At 35.6% G+C, this 19950-nt stretch carries 19 protein-coding genes and 2 riboswitches; of the genes, 12 read left to right on the top strand and 7 right to left on the bottom strand.

The genetic code is table 11. The features are described from left to right. Positions 1-11 precede the first annotated feature (11 nt). Both ACLBXA_RS27045 and ACLBXA_RS27040 read right to left on the bottom strand, forming a co-directional pair. On the bottom strand, positions 12-824 hold the full coding sequence (locus tag ACLBXA_RS27045; protein ID WP_000756992.1) for a MetQ/NlpA family ABC transporter substrate-binding protein: 813 nt from the start codon (positions 822-824) through the stop codon (positions 12-14). An 86-nt stretch (positions 825-910) separates the two neighbouring features. Then, positions 911-1025, bottom strand: a riboswitch (SAM riboswitch). A gap of 79 nt (positions 1026-1104) precedes the next feature. After that, a complete protein-coding gene (locus tag ACLBXA_RS27040) occupies positions 1105-2013 on the bottom strand; it encodes an NAD(P)-dependent alcohol dehydrogenase (RefSeq protein WP_000643848.1) in 909 nt (302 codons plus the stop codon). A 156-nt stretch (positions 2014-2169) separates the two neighbouring features. On the opposite strand from ACLBXA_RS27040, the gene ACLBXA_RS27035 reads away from it, so the two are divergent. The 5 genes from ACLBXA_RS27035 (at position 2170) to ACLBXA_RS27015 (ending at position 8141) form a co-directional block, all read left to right on the top strand. Next, positions 2170-2934, top strand: a complete 765-nt coding sequence (locus ACLBXA_RS27035; protein ID WP_000733609.1) for a DUF6612 family protein — start codon at positions 2170-2172, stop codon at positions 2932-2934. A gap of 66 nt (positions 2935-3000) precedes the next feature. Then, positions 3001-4437 carry an FAD-binding oxidoreductase gene (locus tag ACLBXA_RS27030; protein WP_000746278.1) on the top strand — a complete coding sequence of 479 codons (1437 nt, stop codon included), beginning with the start codon at positions 3001-3003 and terminating at the stop codon, positions 4435-4437. Continuing rightward, the gene (locus ACLBXA_RS27025; RefSeq protein ID WP_000222368.1) at positions 4434-4967 is read left to right on the top strand and encodes an MFS transporter; all 534 of its coding nucleotides are present in this window, start codon (positions 4434-4436) and stop codon (positions 4965-4967) included. Before ACLBXA_RS27030 ends, ACLBXA_RS27025 begins: the two co-directional genes overlap by 4 nt. A gap of 78 nt (positions 4968-5045) precedes the next feature. Further along, complete coding sequence (locus tag ACLBXA_RS27020) at positions 5046-6764, top strand: DUF3981 domain-containing protein (RefSeq protein WP_000674043.1); 1719 nt, start codon at positions 5046-5048, stop codon at positions 6762-6764. Between the two features lie 117 nt (positions 6765-6881). After that, complete coding sequence (locus ACLBXA_RS27015; protein ID WP_223837316.1) at positions 6882-8141, top strand: multidrug effflux MFS transporter; 1260 nt, start codon at positions 6882-6884, stop codon at positions 8139-8141. A gap of 33 nt (positions 8142-8174) precedes the next feature. Here the strand turns inward: ACLBXA_RS27015 and ACLBXA_RS27010 are convergent, their stop codons facing one another. Continuing rightward, complete coding sequence (locus tag ACLBXA_RS27010; RefSeq protein ID WP_000282869.1) at positions 8175-8621, bottom strand: hypothetical protein; 447 nt, start codon at positions 8619-8621, stop codon at positions 8175-8177. A gap of 274 nt (positions 8622-8895) precedes the next feature. On the opposite strand from ACLBXA_RS27010, the gene ACLBXA_RS27005 reads away from it, so the two are divergent. Continuing rightward, positions 8896-9399, top strand: a complete 504-nt coding sequence (locus ACLBXA_RS27005; protein WP_000756523.1) for a hypothetical protein — start codon at positions 8896-8898, stop codon at positions 9397-9399. 16 nt (positions 9400-9415) lie between these two features. Here the strand turns inward: ACLBXA_RS27005 and ACLBXA_RS27000 are convergent, their stop codons facing one another. After that, a complete protein-coding gene (locus ACLBXA_RS27000) occupies positions 9416-9631 on the bottom strand; it encodes a DUF3951 domain-containing protein (protein ID WP_000371396.1) in 216 nt (71 codons plus the stop codon). Positions 9632-9800: 169 nt separating this feature from the next. Next, a riboswitch (SAM riboswitch) is annotated at positions 9801-9906 on the top strand. A gap of 136 nt (positions 9907-10042) precedes the next feature. Here ACLBXA_RS27000 and ACLBXA_RS26995 point away from each other — a divergent pair. Genes ACLBXA_RS26995 through ACLBXA_RS26975 form a run of 5 tightly spaced genes read left to right on the top strand, consistent with a single transcriptional unit; the run spans position 10043 to position 15343 of the window. Continuing rightward, positions 10043-10960, top strand: coding sequence for an ABC transporter permease (locus ACLBXA_RS26995; protein WP_000289326.1), 918 nt, complete (start codon positions 10043-10045; stop codon positions 10958-10960). Positions 10961-10977: 17 nt separating this feature from the next. Then, positions 10978-11982, top strand: coding sequence for an ABC transporter permease (locus ACLBXA_RS26990; RefSeq protein WP_000501533.1), 1005 nt, complete (start codon positions 10978-10980; stop codon positions 11980-11982). Continuing rightward, positions 11939-12949, top strand: coding sequence for an ABC transporter ATP-binding protein (locus tag ACLBXA_RS26985; protein ID WP_000057892.1), 1011 nt, complete (start codon positions 11939-11941; stop codon positions 12947-12949). Before ACLBXA_RS26990 ends, ACLBXA_RS26985 begins: the two co-directional genes overlap by 44 nt. After that, on the top strand, positions 12946-13719 hold the full coding sequence (locus tag ACLBXA_RS26980) for an ABC transporter ATP-binding protein (protein ID WP_000205646.1): 774 nt from the start codon (positions 12946-12948) through the stop codon (positions 13717-13719). Before ACLBXA_RS26985 ends, ACLBXA_RS26980 begins: the two co-directional genes overlap by 4 nt. Positions 13720-13732: 13 nt before the next feature. Continuing rightward, positions 13733-15343 carry a peptide ABC transporter substrate-binding protein gene (locus tag ACLBXA_RS26975; RefSeq protein ID WP_447617601.1) on the top strand — a complete coding sequence of 537 codons (1611 nt, stop codon included), beginning with the start codon at positions 13733-13735 and terminating at the stop codon, positions 15341-15343. Positions 15344-15359: 16 nt separating this feature from the next. Here the strand turns inward: ACLBXA_RS26975 and ACLBXA_RS26970 are convergent, their stop codons facing one another. Then, on the bottom strand, positions 15360-15827 hold the full coding sequence (locus tag ACLBXA_RS26970) for a YusW family protein (protein ID WP_001221557.1): 468 nt from the start codon (positions 15825-15827) through the stop codon (positions 15360-15362). 172 nt (positions 15828-15999) lie between these two features. On the opposite strand from ACLBXA_RS26970, the gene ACLBXA_RS26965 reads away from it, so the two are divergent. Beyond that, positions 16000-16215, top strand: a complete 216-nt coding sequence (locus tag ACLBXA_RS26965; RefSeq protein WP_000949587.1) for a hypothetical protein — start codon at positions 16000-16002, stop codon at positions 16213-16215. A 39-nt stretch (positions 16216-16254) separates the two neighbouring features. On the opposite strand, the gene ACLBXA_RS26960 is transcribed toward ACLBXA_RS26965, so the two are convergent. Together ACLBXA_RS26960 and ACLBXA_RS26955 are read right to left on the bottom strand one after the other, a co-directional pair. Beyond that, a complete protein-coding gene (locus tag ACLBXA_RS26960) occupies positions 16255-17895 on the bottom strand; it encodes an ABC transporter substrate-binding protein (RefSeq protein WP_447617600.1) in 1641 nt (546 codons plus the stop codon). A 404-nt stretch (positions 17896-18299) separates the two neighbouring features. Then, positions 18300-19940, bottom strand: a complete 1641-nt coding sequence (locus ACLBXA_RS26955; protein ID WP_447617599.1) for a peptide ABC transporter substrate-binding protein — start codon at positions 19938-19940, stop codon at positions 18300-18302. Positions 19941-19950: the final 10 nt, after the last annotated feature.

The following is a 19950-nucleotide window of genomic DNA, read 5'->3' as shown; positions in this document are numbered from 1 at the left end:
ATCGTCAGCTCCTACCAAGATGGTAAAACTGAACCATCAAATTTTTTCTCGATAAACTCTTTTACTTCTTTAGATTGATAAGCTTTCTTTAATTTATTTACAACGGCATCATCTTTATTTTCAGTACGAACAACGACCCAGTTCACATATGGTGAATCTTTTCCTTCGCGGAAAATAGAATCTTTCGCTGGACTTAATTTTGCACCTAATGCAAAGTTTGTGTTAATTGCAGCTGCTTTCACTTCACTTAGTTGCGTTGGTAATTGAGATGCCTCTAATTCGACAATCTTTAATTTTTTTGGATTTTCAATTACATCTTTTGCAGTCGCTTTTTCTGTAGCCTTTGGATCAACTTTTAAAACCCCTGCTTTTTCAAATAATTTTAAAGCTCGAAGTTCATTCGTTGGGTCATTTGGTACAGCAATTGCATCGCCCTCTTTTAAGTCTTTTACATCTTTTATATCTTTAGAATATACGCCCATAGGGAATGTTACTGTTGAAAATACTTCAGCTAATTTCATATTGCGTTCAGCTTTAAATACATCTAAATACGATTTCGTTTGGTAGCTATTTACATCAAGGCTTTTTTCATCTAAAGATACGTTTGGCGCTACATAATCATTAAATACTTTTATATCAATTTCGAGACCATCTTTTGCTGCAACTTCTTTTACCTTTTCAAAAATTTGTTCATGTGGTCCACCTGTTACACCGACAGTAATCTTTTTCTCGTCTAATGCTTTTACCTCTTTATCTGAACTCACGCTACAGGCGCCTAATAATAATACTGCTCCGCTTACAATGCTTAATAATACCTTTTTCAATCTATAAATCCCCCTTCATATACGTTCCAAAATAAAAAGCACCTCCCAAAAATAAGAGAGGTGCCGAATAGACGAAATAGATTCCTCTCTTATCTTCCAAAACGAAAACTCGTTTTGCAGGAATTAGCACCTTAGCTTATATGTTATAAGCTCGGTTGCCGGGCATCATCGGGCCAGTCCCTCCGCCACTCTTGATAAGAGTATGTGTATGTAGTTTTGAATATGGTACTAATAGTAAATCGTACAAAAAGAATTGTCAATGATATTTTCAGAATATATTTTATTTTAAGGTAATCGAAACATTTCCTTTCTTATGGCCCATTTCTACATACGTATGGGCTTCTACAACTTCTTCTAATCGGTAAGTTCTATCAATAACAGGTTTTAGCTTTTCTGTTTCAGCTAGTTGTTTTAGTAGGTTCATATCTTCTTTACTGACCTTTGCCATCATTCCATTCACAGATACATATTTTCCATTAGGCATTAATGCATCTGTACAAAGAGACTTTTTATATTTTCCAACTGCATCAAATATAATATCGTAGTGCTCGCCCTGCTTAGTAAAATCTTCTTTCATATAATCAATTACGTTGTCTGCCCCTAAGGCTGTAACTAAATCGAAATTCGAACTACTACAAATAGCTGTGACAGTCGCCCCGAAGTATTTAGCAAGTTGTACGGCAGCTGTCCCTACTGAACCAGAGGCGCCGTATATAAGTACTCGTTGCCCTTTTTTTATCTGTCCTTTTCTAAGGAAGTGCAATGCTGAAGTTCCGCCAAAAGGAATAACGGCAGCTTCTTCATATGTCACATTGGTAGGTTTTAATGCTATTAATCCACTTTCATGCACGCATGTGTATTCGGCATAACCACCAAGGTTTAGTTCTGTTAATGCAAAAACTGGATCTCCTTTTTTAAATTGTGTTACATCTGTTCCAATGTCTTCGATTTCACCGGATAACTCTACGCCAAGTATAGGTTTCCTCGGTTTTCTGAAACCTAATATGATCCGCATAGGAATCCAAAATAAGAGGGGGCTATTAAAGCCACGTATTCTACAATCTCCAGTCGATACACTTGTTGCGTGAATTTTAACTAATACTTCATTTTTTTTAGGTTTAGGCTTTTCTACATTTTGAATCTGGAGAACATTAGGTGGTCCATACTTTGTGCAAATAATTGCTTTCATAATGACCTCCTGAAATGAGTTGTTATTATTTACATCATATTTAAACTTTTTCTCAAACATGTTGCTATATAGGAAAAAAATTAAAGAAGAATATTACGAATTATATAGATTTCATAGGAAAAGAGATGATATTATTTTTGGGAAGGAGGGGACGTTATGAAAAAACTTATTTTAATTTCAAGTTTAGTACTTGCAGTTGGTCTAGGAGTAGGGTGTAGTAATGAGGAAACAAAAAAGACTGATGAACCGAAAAAAGAAGCTGTGCAGAAAGAAAAGGAATTAACAGCGAAGGATGTTTTCAATAAAGCGAATGAAGCTTTTAAAAACGAAGAAAATGTAACGATGACATATGATGTGGGAATAAAGGCTGAAGGAACAGAGATGAATGTAATGAAGGCTAAAATGCAACTAGAGCCGAAGAAAAAAAACTCTCGTTCTGAAATGAATGTTTCTGGTACAGAGGTTATTGTTTATGATGTGGGTGGAAAAATTGCTGGTCAGGTGAAAAATCCTAATTCGGGTGAAGTTATGTCTGTACCAGAGGAACAATTAAATGCTAACGGAATGAATGCGACTCAAGGAATGGTAGATAATTTAGAGATTCCATCGGAAATTTTAAATAAAGTGAAGATGGAGAAAAGTGGAGATAATTATAAGCTGAAGTTTGCATTAAAAGGGCAAGAGACAGAGAGTATGTTAGCTAGTATGGATGAAAAGCAGAAACAAATGCTACAAGGCCAAAATGCAAAGATAGAAGAAATAGATGGAGAATATATTATTACAAAAGATTTTAAATATGAATCAGCAAAGATAGATATGGTTATGAGTAGCAATGGTGAGGATAAAGCGCACATTATTACGGATGCGAAGTTTACATCGTATGATAAATTTGATCCAATACAATTGCCAGCAGCAAAGTAATCACTGTCAAGAGAGGTACCTGAAAGAACGGGTATCTCTTTTTGTTGCTAATAAGGAGAGTGTCCTTTGAAAAAAAGAAAGATAGCAGTGGTCATTGCGGCATATACGGTTTTGCTTGCAACGTCTGTACATACGTATAAAAAACAAATTGATCATCCTATTATGAGTGATGTAGGTAAATTGCTTCCGACAAAAATAAAACGAGTTGAAAGTGCTACGGAAGAGCACTCGTTAATAAAATTAGTGCGAGATGCAAAAGTTTCAGGAGAGAAAATTTCCATTGCAGGTATGCAACATAGCCAAGGAGGACAGACATATTATCCGAATGGTACGATGCTCGATATGAAAGGATATAATAAAATATTAGAATTTGATCCAGAGAAGAAGCGGATTACAGTTCAAAGTGGTGTCACGTGGAATGATATTCAGAAGAAAATAAATCCATATGGCCTTGCGGTACAGGTCATGCAGTCTCAAAATATTTTTACTGTTGGTGGTTCATTAAGTGTAAATGTACACGGGCGTGATATTCGTCATGAGGCACTGATTGATACAATAGAGTCATTTAGATTGTTAATGGCAGATGGCACGGTACGTAATGTAAGTAGAGAAGAAAATGCAGCGTTATTTCCATATGTCATTGGTGGTTACGGTTTATTTGGAGTTATTTTAGATGTGACGCTGAAGTTAACAGATGATGAATTATATGAAATGCACACGAGAATGATAGATTATAAAGAATACGCATCTTATTTCAAAGAGAAAGTGAAAAGAGATGAGAATGTTCGTATGCACTTAGCACGTATTTCTGTTGCTCCAAATTCATTTTTAAAAGAGATGTATGTGACAGATTATACTTTGGCACAAAATCAAAATATGAGAGAAGAGTACAGTGAATTAAAGGAAGAAAATATTATAGCTGCACCGAAATTTTTACTTGGGTTATCACGTTATAGTGATTGGGGAAAGAATACATTTTGGAATATACAAAGAGGTTATTTTGAACGTACAGATGGAAAGTATGAGACGCGTAATAATGTTATGAGATCAGATAGTGCTTTTATGGAATATGAAAATCCAAATAGGACCGAAGTGTTACAAGAATACTTTGTGCCTATAGATGCTTTCACGGAGTATATAGATGATTTACGTAACGTATTAAATGAAGAAGAGTTTAATTTGCTCAACATTACGATTCGTTACGTGGAAAAGAATGAAAATGCAGTTTTGTCCTATGCGAAAGATGATATGTTTGCGCTGGTTCTTTTAATTAACCAGGGACGCTCAGATAGTGAGATAAAGAAAACAGAGGATGTCATTCGGAAGATGATTGATGTTACTTTAAAGCATAACGGTAGTTACTATTTGCCGTATTATTCTTATCCAACGAAAGAGCAGTTAAAGAAGGCATATCCTCGTATTGAAGAATTTCTCAAGAAAAAGAAGGAAGTAGATTCAGAAGAGAGATTTGTGAATTTATTTTATAGGGAGTATACGAAATGACATATAGAAGATTTGTAGCTTCGCAAAGTATCATCATGATGGCAGGAAGTATGGTATTTCCTTTTTATATATTATTGCTTCGAAACGTTGGAAATAGCTTCTCGCAATTTGGCTGGGCGTATGGCTTATTTGCTTTAACATCAGCACTTGTATATCCACTAGTGGGAAAGGTATCTGATCAAGTAGGTGATAAAAAATTATTAATAATATACGCTTGGTCCATGGCAATCTTAATGCTTTGTTTTCCGATTGCCACGGAAGTATGGCATGTGTATCTTCTTCAAATTGTAATGGGAGTTTTAGGTGCTGTGCAGCGTAATACTGAGAAGACTTCGTTAGCACGAAAGGTTGCGCAGGAAAAGGCTGGTTATGAGATTGGAAAATACCATGTATGGACATCCATTGGCGGAGCAGTAGCGGTTATTGCCACGGGATATTTAGTAGATTTCTTTACGATTGGTACAATTTTTTATATTGCATCTATTCTATATGTAGTAAGCGGGATTGTATTAAGTAGTAAAAAAATATAACTATTCCTATTTTCACCTTAATACCCTTTATTTGTTATACTAAAAGGGAATACAAAAGAAAAGGGGACAGTGCCTTTGATGAAATTTGTAGTTTTAGCTATTCTTACTTTGTTTTTGATTCCATGGACAAGAAGTAGTAGTAAGCTTCGAGCAGTGGATAAGAAGGGAGATAAGAAGGTTGTAAAGGGTAAGAAATCATCTATTTTAGTTATTCCTGTTTTATTTTGGATAGGTATTGCAATCTATGAATACTTTTGGCTAATTGATGATCGAGTAGATTCGATTCTTACTCATTATTCTGTTGCAGTAGCAATTTTAATTGGGCTTGTTTTATTTTCACAAGATCAAATAGGTAAATTAGAAGGTACGTTAAAAGGACTTCTAATGTTTATTTTACTCGCAAGTTACGGTTACTTTGGTTATTTGCACGATATAGTAATCTCGCAAAAGAAATATGATTCTGTTGTTAAGGTAGAGAAAGATATTTCAGAGCCATTTACTGAAAATGACCAGCCGTTTACAGTGCCGCCAAAGACAGCGGAGAATAAGATGAAAAAAGTATTTGGTGATATTCCGAAAGTAGCTTATTTTGAGCTAGGAGAATTAACGCCACAAATGGTAAACGGCGAAGCTTTATATGTAGCGCCGATTGAAGTTTCAGGATTTTTTAAAGCGCGTAAAGCTGAGACAATTCCAGGGTATGTAACGATGTCAGGTACAAATCCTGATGCGGAAGCGAAACTGCACCTCGGTTATAAAATGAAATATGTGCCAAGCATGTTTTTTGGTAATAATTTAGAGCGTGTGGTAAGGCAAGCAGAACCAGATTTAATCTTTAAAGGAAAACCTAAATTTGAGGTTGATGATAAAGGGAAACCATATTATACAATGACGTATGGTGAATTTATTTCAGGAAGATCTGGATTTGAGGTAGAGGGTGTTGTCGTAGTAGACGCACAAACAGGTGAAGTGAAAAGGTATGATAAAGGAAAGGCACCTAAATTTGTTGATGGTGTATTAAATCATGAGACTGCATCTACGTTAAATACGTACTTTGGTAAATATATTCACGGATTTTGGAATACGAAATTCTCGCAAACTGATATGAAGATTCCGACTGAGTGGGGAACGAAAGAAGGCGTGACCCCGATCTTTGGTAAAGATGGAACACTATATTATTTTACAGACTTTACTTCTCCAAAAGAAGGAGTAGATTCAGCCCTAGGCTATTCATTAGTAGATGCACGCACAGGCAAGCTATATTACTATAATGGAAAAGAAGTGAAGGGGATTATGGATGGTTCAGCAGCTACAGAAGTAGTGGATAATTCCTTTAAGAGAGAGAAATGGCATGGGACAATGCCTGTCATTTATAACGTATACGGTAAACCAGCTTGGATTATTCCGGTTGTTGATGATGGAGGCCTAGTACGTGCACATACAGTTGTATATGCTGCTAATGCAAAAATATTTGCGACAGGTTCTTCGCAGAAAGAAGCGCTTGAGAATTATAAAAACGTAATGAGTGGTAATGGTGATACCTTTAGACCAACCTCAACAGGAAAAGAAGCGCAAAAAGAAGGTATTGTACAACGTGTATATAAAGAGAAATCAGGTGAAAATACAATCGTGTACGTACTTTTAGAGAATGAACAAAAGGTATTTATGATACCGGTGAAGAAATTCCCGTATGCTATGTTTACAGAAGTAGGAGACCCAATTCAAATTACATATTTAGATACAGGAGAGACGATGGCCTCAGTATCTAAATTTACGAATAGCAATGTGAAAAAGTAAAGCGATAGAATTTCTATCGCTTTTTTTACATTATGAAAGAGGAAAATGCGCTGTACTTGACGTATGTTTATGATGTAACTATAATTGTTACGATTCAGTGTGTATAGGAAAGGGTGAATTGAAAAAGTGAATGAAGTTAATCACGAAATATATAAACCTGTAAAGGCAAACAGGTTATGGATGATTCTTGTATTAGGAACACTTACGGCGATTGGGCCATTATCTATTGATATGTATTTGCCTTCATTACCGAAGTTAACGGATGACTTGCAAACAGGTGCATCCCTAGCGCAGCTTACATTAACAGCTTGTCTGCTTGGGCTGTCAGTAGGACAATTATTTGTTGGCTCAATTAGTGATATTTACGGAAGACGCAAACCACTTATTATTGCTCTTATTATTTATGTTGCTTCTTCTTTACTTTGTGCTGTTGCGCCATCTATTTGGACATTAGTGTTATTGCGCTTCCTACAAGGAGCTTCAGGATCAGCCGGGATTGTTATATCACGTGCGATGGTACGTGATATGTACTCAGGTTCTGAAATGACGAAGTTTTTCTCACTGCTTATGTTAGTAAACGGAGCAGCACCTATTTTGGCACCGATTATTGGGGGGCAATTATTACAGTTTACAACGTGGCGCGGTGTTTTCATCGTTCTTGGAGCAATTAGCGTATGCATGTTAATCTCAGCTACTTTTGTATTGCGTGAAACATTACCTCCTGAAGAAAGAGAAACGGGTGGTTTGTCAGGGACTTTGGCGACGTACGGAAAATTGTTAAAGGACCGTCTGTTTATGGGATATGCATTGTCACAAGGATTAGTAACAGCGGCAATGTTTGCATACATTTCGGGCTCACCATTTGTGTTGCAGAACATATACGGAGCATCACCACAGCAATTTAGTTTATTCTTTGCGATTAACGGCATCGGTATTATTATTGCTAGTCAGGTAACGGGTCGTTTAGCGGGGAAAGTGAATGAGAAGACATTATTTGTTGCTGGTATTATTATCGCAGCTGTTGGTGGCCTATCTTTACTACTGACAATCGTACTAGGAATAGGTTTAATCGGTGTTTTATGTTCGTTATTCCTTGTTGTATCAAGTGTCGGGGTTGTATCAACAACTGGGTTCTCATTAGCGATGAGAAATCAGAAGCAAGCTGCAGGAACAGCGTCAGCTTTATTAGGCTTATTACAGTTCATTTCAGGAGCGCTTGTCGCTCCGCTAGTAGGTATTGGTGGGAGTAATACAGCGTTACCGATGGGTGTTGTTATTGCGCTTTGTGAAGTAGGGGCAGTATTATGTTATCTATTTATGGCCAGAAGAAGTGAGAAGCAGTTTGAACTGCAACAAAGACAAAATTTAGAGGCTTAACAAAAAAGAACTGATTCAAAGGGAATGTTTGAATCAGTTCTTTTTTTCATTTCTTTGAAATACCTCATACATATTATTCATGATCGTATCATATAAAACAGCAAGTTTATCCCACACCCAGCGATTACTATCGACTTCTTTTTCCCCACAGTCGATAATATCGGTATGGTCAGTAATTTTATACGCTTTTTTAACGATAATAGGAGCAATCTTCGGTATACGTGGGATTTCCTTTAAGGTATCTGCAAAGTTTCCAATGTAGACATGACCGATGATTTCGATTGTTAATGATTTATCCGATATATTTAGCACGGTATGAAATTGATTTGTATGTTGTTGTTTTAAATATTGAGCTAACTTAAATGGAGCATGCTTCTTCTTTAATACGCGGCGAAGGCTCTCTGTATTTTCGATATGAAGTGATTTTTCGCGAATAAGGACACGAATATCTTCTCCCATAAAAGGCATTGTGTTGTACATAGATGATTCTCCTTAAAACCTTACATATGTTTGCGTTATGCATATGTAAGTCTAGCATGGTTTGTTCTTTATGTGTGCTTACAGTTTTGTAAGGTGATGTAGTAAAGCATTGCAAAAGTTATTTGTATAAAGTGACGATACTGTGACAAACATGTTGGTATATATATTACGATGTCGTCTTAAGTGTAAAAAGTAGGGCGTTCTCGGTATAATAACAAGTGGAGATAAAAGAAACTATAATGAGTAATAGCTGTAGATAAAAGGAGAAGAAGAGATGAAGAAGGTTTTGGGTATTGCTGTAATGGGAAGTATGATCCTTCTAGCAGGATGTAATGGAAATAAAGATACGAAAGAACCGAAAGAAAAGGTAGAGCAATCTACTGAACAAACAGAAGAGATGAAAGAATACCTTGCAGTACATGAAAAATACGATATAAAAATGAATAAAGAAATTAATAAAGCACTGCAGTTATTTGAAGTGGCAAAAGAAAAGGGCGGTAAGGAAATAACGAATGCAACATATAAAGAAGACGTGCAAAAGGTAACGACGAGCATGTTAGAAGATATTGATCATATACGTAAAGAAATTCGTGTTCCGAAGTCGAAAGAGCAAGAACATGAGGTATATGTTGGTTTCTTGAATGAATCAGAACAAGCGATGAAAAAATTACAGAAGTTAGCTAAAGAAGAAGATTCATCGTTGATTCGTGATATAGAAATTAACTTTGCAACAGCATCGACATACTATAAACGTTTTCAAGCAGAAACGAAAAAATAACCTTGCCTGTGCAAGGTTATTTTTTCTTCTTGCCATCTCTGTCTTCATCCTCAGATACTAATATTTTCTGTTCTTCGTGAAATTCGGAAATAGTTTGCCCGGTAATATTATCGAAAGGAGTATAAAAAGAAGTAATACGTTTCTTTTTAATAAAGAGTTTATAGGAGCCGATGATGACAAGTATAACGATTGTTAAGGGTAATCCTATAGTAGCAAGAAGTAAGGGGTCCATCTTATAACTCCTTTAACATCATTTCTTTTTATGATAAGCCGAAAACTGTAATTTCGATAAACGAATTAAAAACTGATTTTTCTAAATTTATCCAATTTGATTGACTTTTCAATTTTTCAGAATTATAATTCGAAATATACAATTTGAACCAAATAATAATATAGCAATTTACTTATCCAGAGAGGTAGAGGGACTGGCCCTATGACACCTCAGCAGCGGGTTCTGTAATAGGAACACCGTGCTAATTCCAGCAAGCAAGTCTTGAAAGATAAGTGATGGGCCTTTGTTTGTTAAGCCTTGATCTTATTTTTTAAGATCAAGGCTTTTTGTATTCTAAAAAGAGAAAAGGGAGTAATGGAAAAAGTACATTCATAAAACAAAGTAAATTCATGTGTTTAGGGGGTTATTGAAGTGTATGTAATTAAAAAATTATCGGTTATGGTGTTCACACTATGGGTTATTACGACAGTGACATTTCTAATTATGCATATTATTCCGGGAGATCCATTTTCATCAGATGCAAAAATCTTTCCTGAAGAAGTGATCCAAAACATGAGAGCGAAGTATCACCTTGATGAACCGTTATGGAATCAATATGTTGCTTATTTAGACGGTGTAGTTCATTTTGATTTTGGTGAATCGGTTCAATCAACCGGGCAAGGTGTATCAGAAATTATAACAACTGGCTTTGGTCCATCAGCAATTATTGGTCTACAAGCACTTGTTATTTCATTGTTAGTAGGAATTGCGGCAGGGACATTTGCTGCTCTATATCATGGGAGAGTAATTGACTATAGTGTGAGTTTGCTCGCAATTTTAGGTATTTCTATTCCAAGTTTTATTTTAGCACCACTATTTATACAAGTATTCGCTATCCAATTTGAGTTTTTACCAGTAGCCTCTTGGGGAACATTCGAACATACGGTATTGCCATCCTTTGCATTAGCGTTAGGGCCAATCGCAGTTATTACAAGGTTTGTGCGTTCTAATATGATCGAAGTACTGCAGAGTGATTATATTAAGCTAGCAAGAGCAAAAGGTATACCAATTAAGAAGATTATTATAAGACACGCTCTTCGAAATGCGATTGTTCCAGTACTTACATTTGTTGGACCGTTAATGGCTGGACTCTTAACAGGGACTTTTGTTATTGAAAAAATCTTTTCAATTCCTGGCCTAGGAAAATATTTTGTAGATAGTATTTTTAACCGAGACTATCCGGTGATTATGGGAACAACGATTTTCTATAGTGCGTTATTAATTGCTTGTATTTTCATTACAGATATTATTCATCGCATTGTTGATCCGCGTATTCGTTCTATTACATAAGGAGGGGGGATATTTAAATGGGAGCTTATGAGATTAATGAACAGTTATTAACGAAAGAAGAGAAAAAAGAATTAACGATAAATAAAAATCAGCAAACAATTAGCAGAAAGAAAGAAGTGTTTCGTAAGTTTATATCGAATCCAATCGCAGTTTTAGGAACAGTGACGTTATTGCTAATTATTGTTTTCTCGCTTATTGGCGAAAGTTTAACTTTATTTACTGCGAGTGAACAAGTAAAAAAGGCAACAAATTTACCGCCGAGTAGTGAACATTGGTTTGGAACAGATGATCTAGGGAGAGATATTTGGGCACGTACTTGGGCTGGTGGGAAGATTTCACTAACAGTTGGATTAGTAGCAGCTGCCCTCGATATAGGGCTTGGTGTACTGATTGGTGGATTTAGTGGATATGTGAGAGGGCGTAATCGTCTTGGAACGTTAATAGATGAATGGATTATACGAGGGATTGAAGTGTTATATGGTATCCCATATTTATTAATTGTTATTTTACTATTGATCGTGATGAAACCAGGACTTTTTACAATTATAATCGCTCTTGCGTTAACAGGATGGATTGGCATGGCACGTCTCGTTAGAGCGCAGGTCTTGTCTTTAAAACAAAGAGAATTTGTTATTGCAGCAGAGCGATTAGGTACATCGCATATGAAGATTATATACGGACATATCATTCCGAACTTAACAGGCATTATTATCGTAAATTTATCATTTACAATTCCAGCAGCTATTTTCTCAGAATCATTTTTAAGCTTTATCGGACTAGGAGTGCAATCACCGGCAGCAAGCTGGGGGACGATGACGAATGATGCACTTGGGACATTATTGAGCGGAGAATGGTGGCAGCTATTCTTCCCAGCAATCATGATTGCACTCATTATGTTTGCATTTAATGCAATTGGTGATGGTTTGCAAGATGCAATTGATCCGAAGATTGTAAAACGGAATCGAAAGGAGAAAAAACATGGCACAGCTCTTATCTTTAGAAAACGTAACATTGACCGTTGAAAAAGAGAATAGTAAGCAAGCAATTGTGAAGCATGTTTCCTTTTCTATTAATGAAGGTGAAATCGTTGCACTTGTAGGAGAAAGTGGTTCAGGAAAAAGTGTTACAGCACAATCTATTGTCGGATTAAATCAAGAATCTATTCATATCGATGATGGGAATATAGCTTTCCAAGCAAATGAATTAACGAATTTACAAGAGTCAGAATGGAATCAAATTCGCGGAAAAGATATTTCCTTTATATTTCAAGATCCGCTTTCATCTTTAAACCCAACGATGAAGGTAGGCAAACAAATTACAGAAGTAGTTTTGCAACATGGGAAAAAATCGAAAAGAGAAGCAAAGGAAATTGCGATTAACTTGTTAACGGGTTTAGGGATACATGAAGCAGAGAAACGCTTTGAACAGTACCCACATCAATTAAGCGGAGGTATGAGGCAGCGTATTTGTTTAGCAATTGCGTTTGCTTGTCACCCAAAGCTTGTAATTGCAGACGAGCCGACAACAGCGTTAGATGTAACGATTCAGAAACAAATTATGGGGCTATTAAAAGAAAGAAAAGAAAAACAAAATACGAGTATTTTATTAATTACACATGATTTGGCACTTGTACGTGAAGTAGCTGATCGAGTAGTTGTTATGTACGGGGGACGTGTTGTTGAAAAAGGAACGATACAGGAGGTAATAGGTTCTCCTAAACATCCATATACGAAAAGTTTATTACAAGCAATTCCGAATATGGATGATTCCGAAAAGGTATTACGTGCTATAGAAGGAACGACACCTTCCATTGAAACATTAAATAGCTTTGGTTGTCCTTTTGTAAATCGTTGTCCAGTAGCGATAAAAGAATGTATTCATCGTTTTCCAGAGAGAACCACATATTCTAAGGAGCATAGTTCACATTGTTGGCAACATGTTCTAGAGCATAATAAAGCGAAATCAAAAGAGAAGGTGAATGCCTCATGACGACAGATTTAATTACTATAAAGCAAGTAACGAAAACGTATGGAAGTAAAAGTAAAGAAATCACAGCGTTAAAAGACATATCACTTTCTATTCCGAAAGGAACAACACTTGGCATTATTGGTGAAAGTGGTTCAGGAAAAACAACACTTGGAAAGCTCATAGCAGGGATTGAGAGTCCAACGTCTGGTGAAATTGATTATAACGGTCAAGTCGTTCACAAGCTGAAATCAGCTCATAGGCGAGATTTTTTACAGAAAGTACAGTTCATTTTTCAAGATTCCACAGCAGCATTAAATCCGCGCTGGAAAGTACGCGATAGCGTAACGGAGGGTTATATTTCATTCGGTTTAGGTGATAAAGGATTAAAGGATAAAGTAGCAGGTGATGCGCTAGAACGTGTGGGATTAGATAGACGATATATCGATCGCTATCCGCACGAATTTAGCGGAGGACAACGTCAACGAATTGCTATTGCAAGAGCGTTATTGTGTGAGCCAGAAGTATTGATTCTTGATGAACCAATTTCAGCATTAGATGTTTCATTGCAAATTCAAATTGTACATCTGCTGCAAAAGATTCAAAAGGAACAAGGCTATACATATTTATTTATCGCACATGATTTGCCGATGGTTCACTATTTATGTGAAAAAGTGGCTGTCTTATATAAAGGAGAACTTGTTGAATTTGGAAATACGGACGAAGTGTTCTGTAATCCACAACATTCTTATACAAAAACACTATTGGCATCAACACCAAAAATTTCAGGTTAAAGGAGAATGTAGGATGAAGAAGTTTTTACTGTTTGTCATTATGACTGTTTTAGCAATTACTTCTGTCGCTTGCGGTAAGAAAGAGACGCAAAAGGCGAGTGCTGGTAAGGGAGAAGGAGATCGATTAGTAACGAATATTGGTAGCGATCCATATACATTTGATTCCGCTATTGCGACAGATAGCACGTCAGGTTATGTAATTGGACATTTATTCTCAAGCTTATATACGCAAGATAGTGATGGGAAATATCAAAATGAATTAGCAGAGAAAGAAGAAGTAAATGCTGATGGAACTGAGTATACAATTCATTTAAAGAAAGATATTAAATGGTCAGATGGTTCTGCTATTACAGCAAATGATTTTGAATTTGCATGGAAGCGATTATTGAATCCGAAAACGGGTTCTATGAATGCAACAGAAATGTATTTTATTAAAGGGGCAGAGGCATACAATACTGGAAAAGGTGAAGAAGGACAAGTTGGTATTCAAGTCGTTGATCCTCAAACATTAAAGGTAACTCTTGAACATCCAGTTGCTTCTATTAAACAGAAATTAGCAAGCTCATTATTTATTCCATTAGCTAAAAAGTCGATTGATGATAATAATAAATTAAAAACAGATCCAAAAGAGTTAATTACGAACGGGCCATTCACATTAAAAGAATGGAAGCATAATCAGGCTATTACAGTACAAAAAAATAAAGAATACTATGATAAAAAGGTAACATTAAAAGAAATTGAGTTTCGTATTATTCCAGATTCTAAAACAGCGTACCAATTATATAAATCAAAAGAATTAGATTTACTAAGCGGTTTACCGCAAGAAATGATTGAAAAAGAAAAAGGAAATAAAGAATATAAACGTGTTGCAGGATTTTCATCTTATATTTATTCGTTTAACGTAGAAAAAGAGCCATTCACAAATGCGAAAGTACGTAAAGCATTCTCATTAGCAGTTGATCGTAAGTTTATTGTTGAAAAACTGTATAAAAACAATGCACAAGAAGCAAATGCATTCGTTCCAGAAGGAGCAAAAACACAAAGTGGGCGTGATTTCCGTAAAGAAAAAGGTGGTTACGTTAAATTTGATCCAGCAGAAGCGAAAAAATTATTAGAAGAAGGCATGAAAGAACAAGGCTGGTCTACATTACCTGAAGTAACATTAAAATTCACTACAGATACACAACATAAAAAAGTAGCAGAAGCAATGCAAGAAATGTTTAAGAAAAATCTTGGCGTAGATATTAAATTAGAAAATAAAGAGTGGAAGAGTTACATCGACACATATAAGCAAAGTGATTTCCAATTGGCTTATATGGGATGGGGCGGTTCTTTATTAGATCCAATTACTAAATTAGATTTATATGCAGGTGATGGTCCAAACAATTATGCAAAATGGCATAATAAAGAATTTGATGCTTTAGTGAAGGAAGCAGAAGTTGAACAAAATGAAGATAAGCGTTTTGACTTATTGCATAAAGCGGAAGATATTATGTTTACAGATTCACCATTAATTCCAATTATATTCCCGTCGGATTCCTATTTACAAAAACAAACGGTATCTGGACTTCAATATTATGTTGGATCTAAACCAGATTTAAGATATGCAAAAATAAAGAAGTAGGCAATCGCCTACTTCTTTATTTTATTTCTCTTTTATATTCTTTTTTCGTTCCATCAGAGAAGACAACTTCTAAATCGAATTTTTGGTAGTCTTTATCAAGTTTGAACACGTTCACTACTTGATCGATTACTTCTTGGTCAGGAGTATCTTTATCAAATTTTAATTCTTGTAGAAGTGGGCTTAATTTTGTAATAGCCTCGTCACCTGTAAACTTTGCATTTGTTTTATGGTCTTCAAGCTTTGCTTCCATTTTCTTATCAGCGGCTACATTCTTATAATCAGCTTCGTAGTCTTTCTTCGTATCTTGATAGTCTGCATCTAAACTAAATTCATTAAAGTTTAGTTTTAAATCTGCAGGAGCCTCATTTTTTGCTTCTTCAGTCGTCTTTTTATTAGAAGTTGTGTCTTCTTTTGCAGGGGCTTTACATCCTGTTAATGCAGGTACTAGCATAAGAGCTAATAAAACTGATAGTAGAATTCTCATTATAAATTCCTCCTTATGTAAATTCGTTCTATACAAGTTTTTCCCAAAAACATGTAATTATGTATGTGTTGAAAATAAATTATTATCCTGCAGTCACAAGGGCTCATCCGCAATTTAAATCAAAAATGATTTGTATGTATATGGTAAATTGAAGTTGTGAGGAGGTACTGAAATGCTTTCTAAAACGTATCAAACGATCGGTGAATTATTTCAAGCAACATATGCAGCAAATGGCTATTATACAATAATATTCGGAGGAGTTAGTTTAGAGAGAAATATTATTTCATTATTAGTTATTGTATTGGTTACACAATTAGTAGCAGTGACGACTTTAGCTATAAAAGGAATGGTAAAGGGAAGAGGAAGCTCTGTAGTTAAAGTTGTATAAAAGTAAAAGGTATCCTTCGTAGGATACCTTTTACTTTTGTTATTTTGCAACTTCTGTCCACTTATAGTTAAATTCACCGCCGAAGTCAGTCGTTACAAGTCCTTTAATGAAAGAGCGTTGTAAGTAAGAACGACCTTGTTGGTATAAAGGAGCGACAGCGCCGTCTTGTAATAGAATTTTTTCAGCTTGCTTCATTGCTTCAAAGCGTGCTTTTTCATCGCCAGCTAAATCTGTTTTCACTTTATGAATGAGCTCATCGTACTCTTTGTTAGAGTACTTATCGAAGTTATAAGCACTATCTGTTGTAAATAAATCTAAGAATGTAATTGGATCAGCGAAGTCAGGGCCCCAGCCGTCAATACCAATTTCATAGTCACCACTTAATAGTAGTTTCAACTGTTGTTTACGTGGTTGCGGTTTTAAATTCACTGTTAATCCATCTAAGTTCTTTTCTAACTCACCTTTTAAATATTCACCAGTCTTTTTAGCTAAAGCATTGTCACTTGTTAATAGTTCGATTGTTACTTTGTCAGTACCAAGTTCTTGTTTTGCTTTTTTCCAGTTTTCTTTCGCTGTTTTCACATCATCCTTGACTAGATTTCCATTTTCTTTACGGAAGTCATTGCCTTCTGGACTTTTTGCAAATTTCGCAGGAACCATTCCTTCAGCTGGAACAGCACCGTTATTTAAAATTGTTTCTACGTATGCTTTTTTATTCATTGCGCCGTTAATAGCAAGGCGTGCATGTTGATTTTTTAATGTTTCATTTTTCTGATTTAGTCGTAAGAATTGAATGCCGACTTCAGCGCGTTCCTTGAAGTTTGGATCGCTCTTATATTTATCAACAAACTCTGCAGTTAAAGCAACGCGATCAATTTGTCCTGAATCATATAAATTCACTTCTGTAGACTTATCTTTAACGACATTGAAGTTGATTTCTTCTAATTTTACCGTTTTAGCATCCCAATAGTTAGGGTTTTTCTTCAATTGGAAACTTTGTTCGTGTTTCCAGTTATCTAATGTGAAAGCACCGTTGTAAATTAAATGATTTGTTTCTAAACCGTATTTATCGCCCTGAGACTTTAAGTACTCTTCATTAATTGGCAAGAATGTTGAGAATGTCGTTAAGCTTAAGAAGTAAGGAACAGGATGGTCTAGTTGTACTTCTACCGTTTTGTCATCAACAGCTTTGACCCCTAGTTGATCAATTGGTAATTGTTTTTGGTTTATTTGTTTCGCATTCTGTACATCGAAGAATAAGAATGCGTATTCAGCTGCTGTATCAGGATTTACGGCACGTTGCCAAGCAAAGACGAAGTCCTTTGCTGTAACAGGAGTACCGTTTGACCATTTTGAATCACGCAGATGGAATGTATATTTTGTTTTATCGGGACTAATGTCAACCGACTCAGCAACACCAGGAATCGGTTTATTATCTTCTCCCATTGCATATAAACCTTCAAAAACATTGCGCATTACATTCATGGATTCCCCATCCGTTGCTTTTGCAACATCCATTGTTGGAATTTCTGAAGCGAATGATAAGTTAATTGCTTGTTTATCAGGTACTTTATCGTTTGCTTTCGCTCCGCCTGCATTATCTTTATTTCCCCCGCAAGCAGTTAGTAATAGACTTGCCCCTAAAACAGATGCAACAACAGGTACAACTTTTTTCTTCATTGTTCGTTCCTCCCTAAATGTGTTGTTCGTAACGTCATAATGTCCATGTCTTGAAGTAGCTATAGAAGGAGATAAAACCTATTATAAATATTTGTTTATAGGTAATCAGGTGTTCTATATGTATATACATGTTGAGCTATAATCTATCGTTATATGTTTCAACGTAGTAGACATTATATTTTGATGGTGAAATATTTTGTTTCTTTGATTATTTAGAATATTAACACTGGAAAGAACTATATGTCAATAATAAAAATAGAATGTTAATTTCTTAGAATAATATATTAAAAAAGTAGATTCTCTTGTATGAGAGAACCTGCTTTTAATATATTTTGCTAAAAAAACAATTGGTGTGGGCTAATAATAAGTGGGGATGAAGAACCCTCACTTATTACGGTTTTACTTTATTTTTCAATTTTTGCCCACTTGAAATTTAATTGACCCGCAAAGTCTACTTGCACAATTCCTTTCACATAAGAACGTTCTAAATAAGATTCGCCTTTTTGGTAAAGAGGAGCGATAACAGAGTCTTTAAATAATATTTTCTCGGATGCTAGTAATGCTTCCCAGCGAGCTTTTTCATCACCAGCTAAAGTCGTTTTCACTTTTGCTATTGTTTCATCGAATTCCTTATTAGAGTAATGATCTAAGTTATAAGGGTTATTCGTTGTAAATAGCTCAAGGAATGTAATTGGATCCGCAAAGTCAGGGCTCCAGCCGTCAATTCCGATTTCGTAGTCACCTTTTAATAAAAGCGAAACTTGTTGCTTACGCGGTTGCGGTTTTATATTTACTGTTAATCCATCTAAATTCTTTTCTAGTTGCCCTTTTAAGAATTCACCAGTTTTCTTATCAAGGTCAGCATCACTCGTTAATAATTCTAATGTTATCTTTTCAGAACCAAGCTCTTGTTTAGCTTTTTTCCATAACTTTTGTGCAGATTTTGTATCAACTTTTGTTAAATCGCCGTTTGCAGTACGGAAGTCTTTTCCTTCAGGTCCTTTTGCAAAGTTTTTTGGAACGAGACCAAATGTTGGTGTAGATCCATCATTTAATAACGTATTTACAAAGGATTTTCTATCAATTGTTTGATCAATTGCTTGGCGTGCAGAAACATTTTGAAGCACTTTGTTTTGTTGATTCATACGTAAAAATTGTACGCCTACGTTTGGACGTTCTTTAAAGTTAGCATCCTTTTTATATTTATCGACAAAGTCAGATGTTAGTTTTATACGATCTAATTGTTTTGACTCGAATAAATTTACTTCTGTTGATTTTTCTTTTACGACGTTAAAATTGATTTCTTCTAGTTTGACAGTATCTTTATCCCAATAGGTAGGGTTTTTCTTGAATTTAAAGCTTTGTTCGTGCTTCCAATCGCTTAGTGTAAAAGCTCCATTGTACAAGATTGTATGATCTTCTAAAGCGTACTTATCACCTTGTGCTTTAAAGAATTCCTCGTTAATTGGTAGAAATGTTGGGAACGCTGTTAAGCTAATAAAATACGGAACAGGACGCTCCAATTCTACCTCAAACGTATGGTCATCAACTGCTTTTACACCAAGTTGGTCGGCTGGAAGTTCTTTGTTGTTAATTTTTGTTGCATTTTTAATATCAAAGAATAGAAATGCATATTCAGAGGCTGTTGCTGGATCTACGGCTCTCTGCCAAGCGAACACAAAATCTTTCGCTGTAACAGGAGTGCCGTTTGACCATTTTGAATCTCGCAGGTGGAATGTGTATTTTGTTTTATCGCCACTTACTTCATGAGATTCTGCAACGCCAGGGAAAGGTTTGTTACCTTCACCAAGATTATACAAACCTTCAAATACGTTTCTCATTACTTGACCAGAATCAGTATCTGTAGCACGGGCTGTATCCATTGTTCGTATTTCAGTAGGTGAAGATAAATTTAAAACCTGTTTGCTAGGTGCCTCGTCTTTTGCATTTGCTTCGCTTGCTTCGTTTTTATAACTACCGCAACCAGTTAATAAAATACTTACTCCTACAACTGATGCAATACCGGGTACAAACTTCTTTTTCATTTGATTTTCC

The sequence above is a fragment of the Bacillus sp. D48C genome (assembly GCF_053345735.1).
The sequence above is the reverse complement of the archived record's forward strand: the minus strand, read 5'-3'. Positions and strand labels throughout refer to the sequence as shown.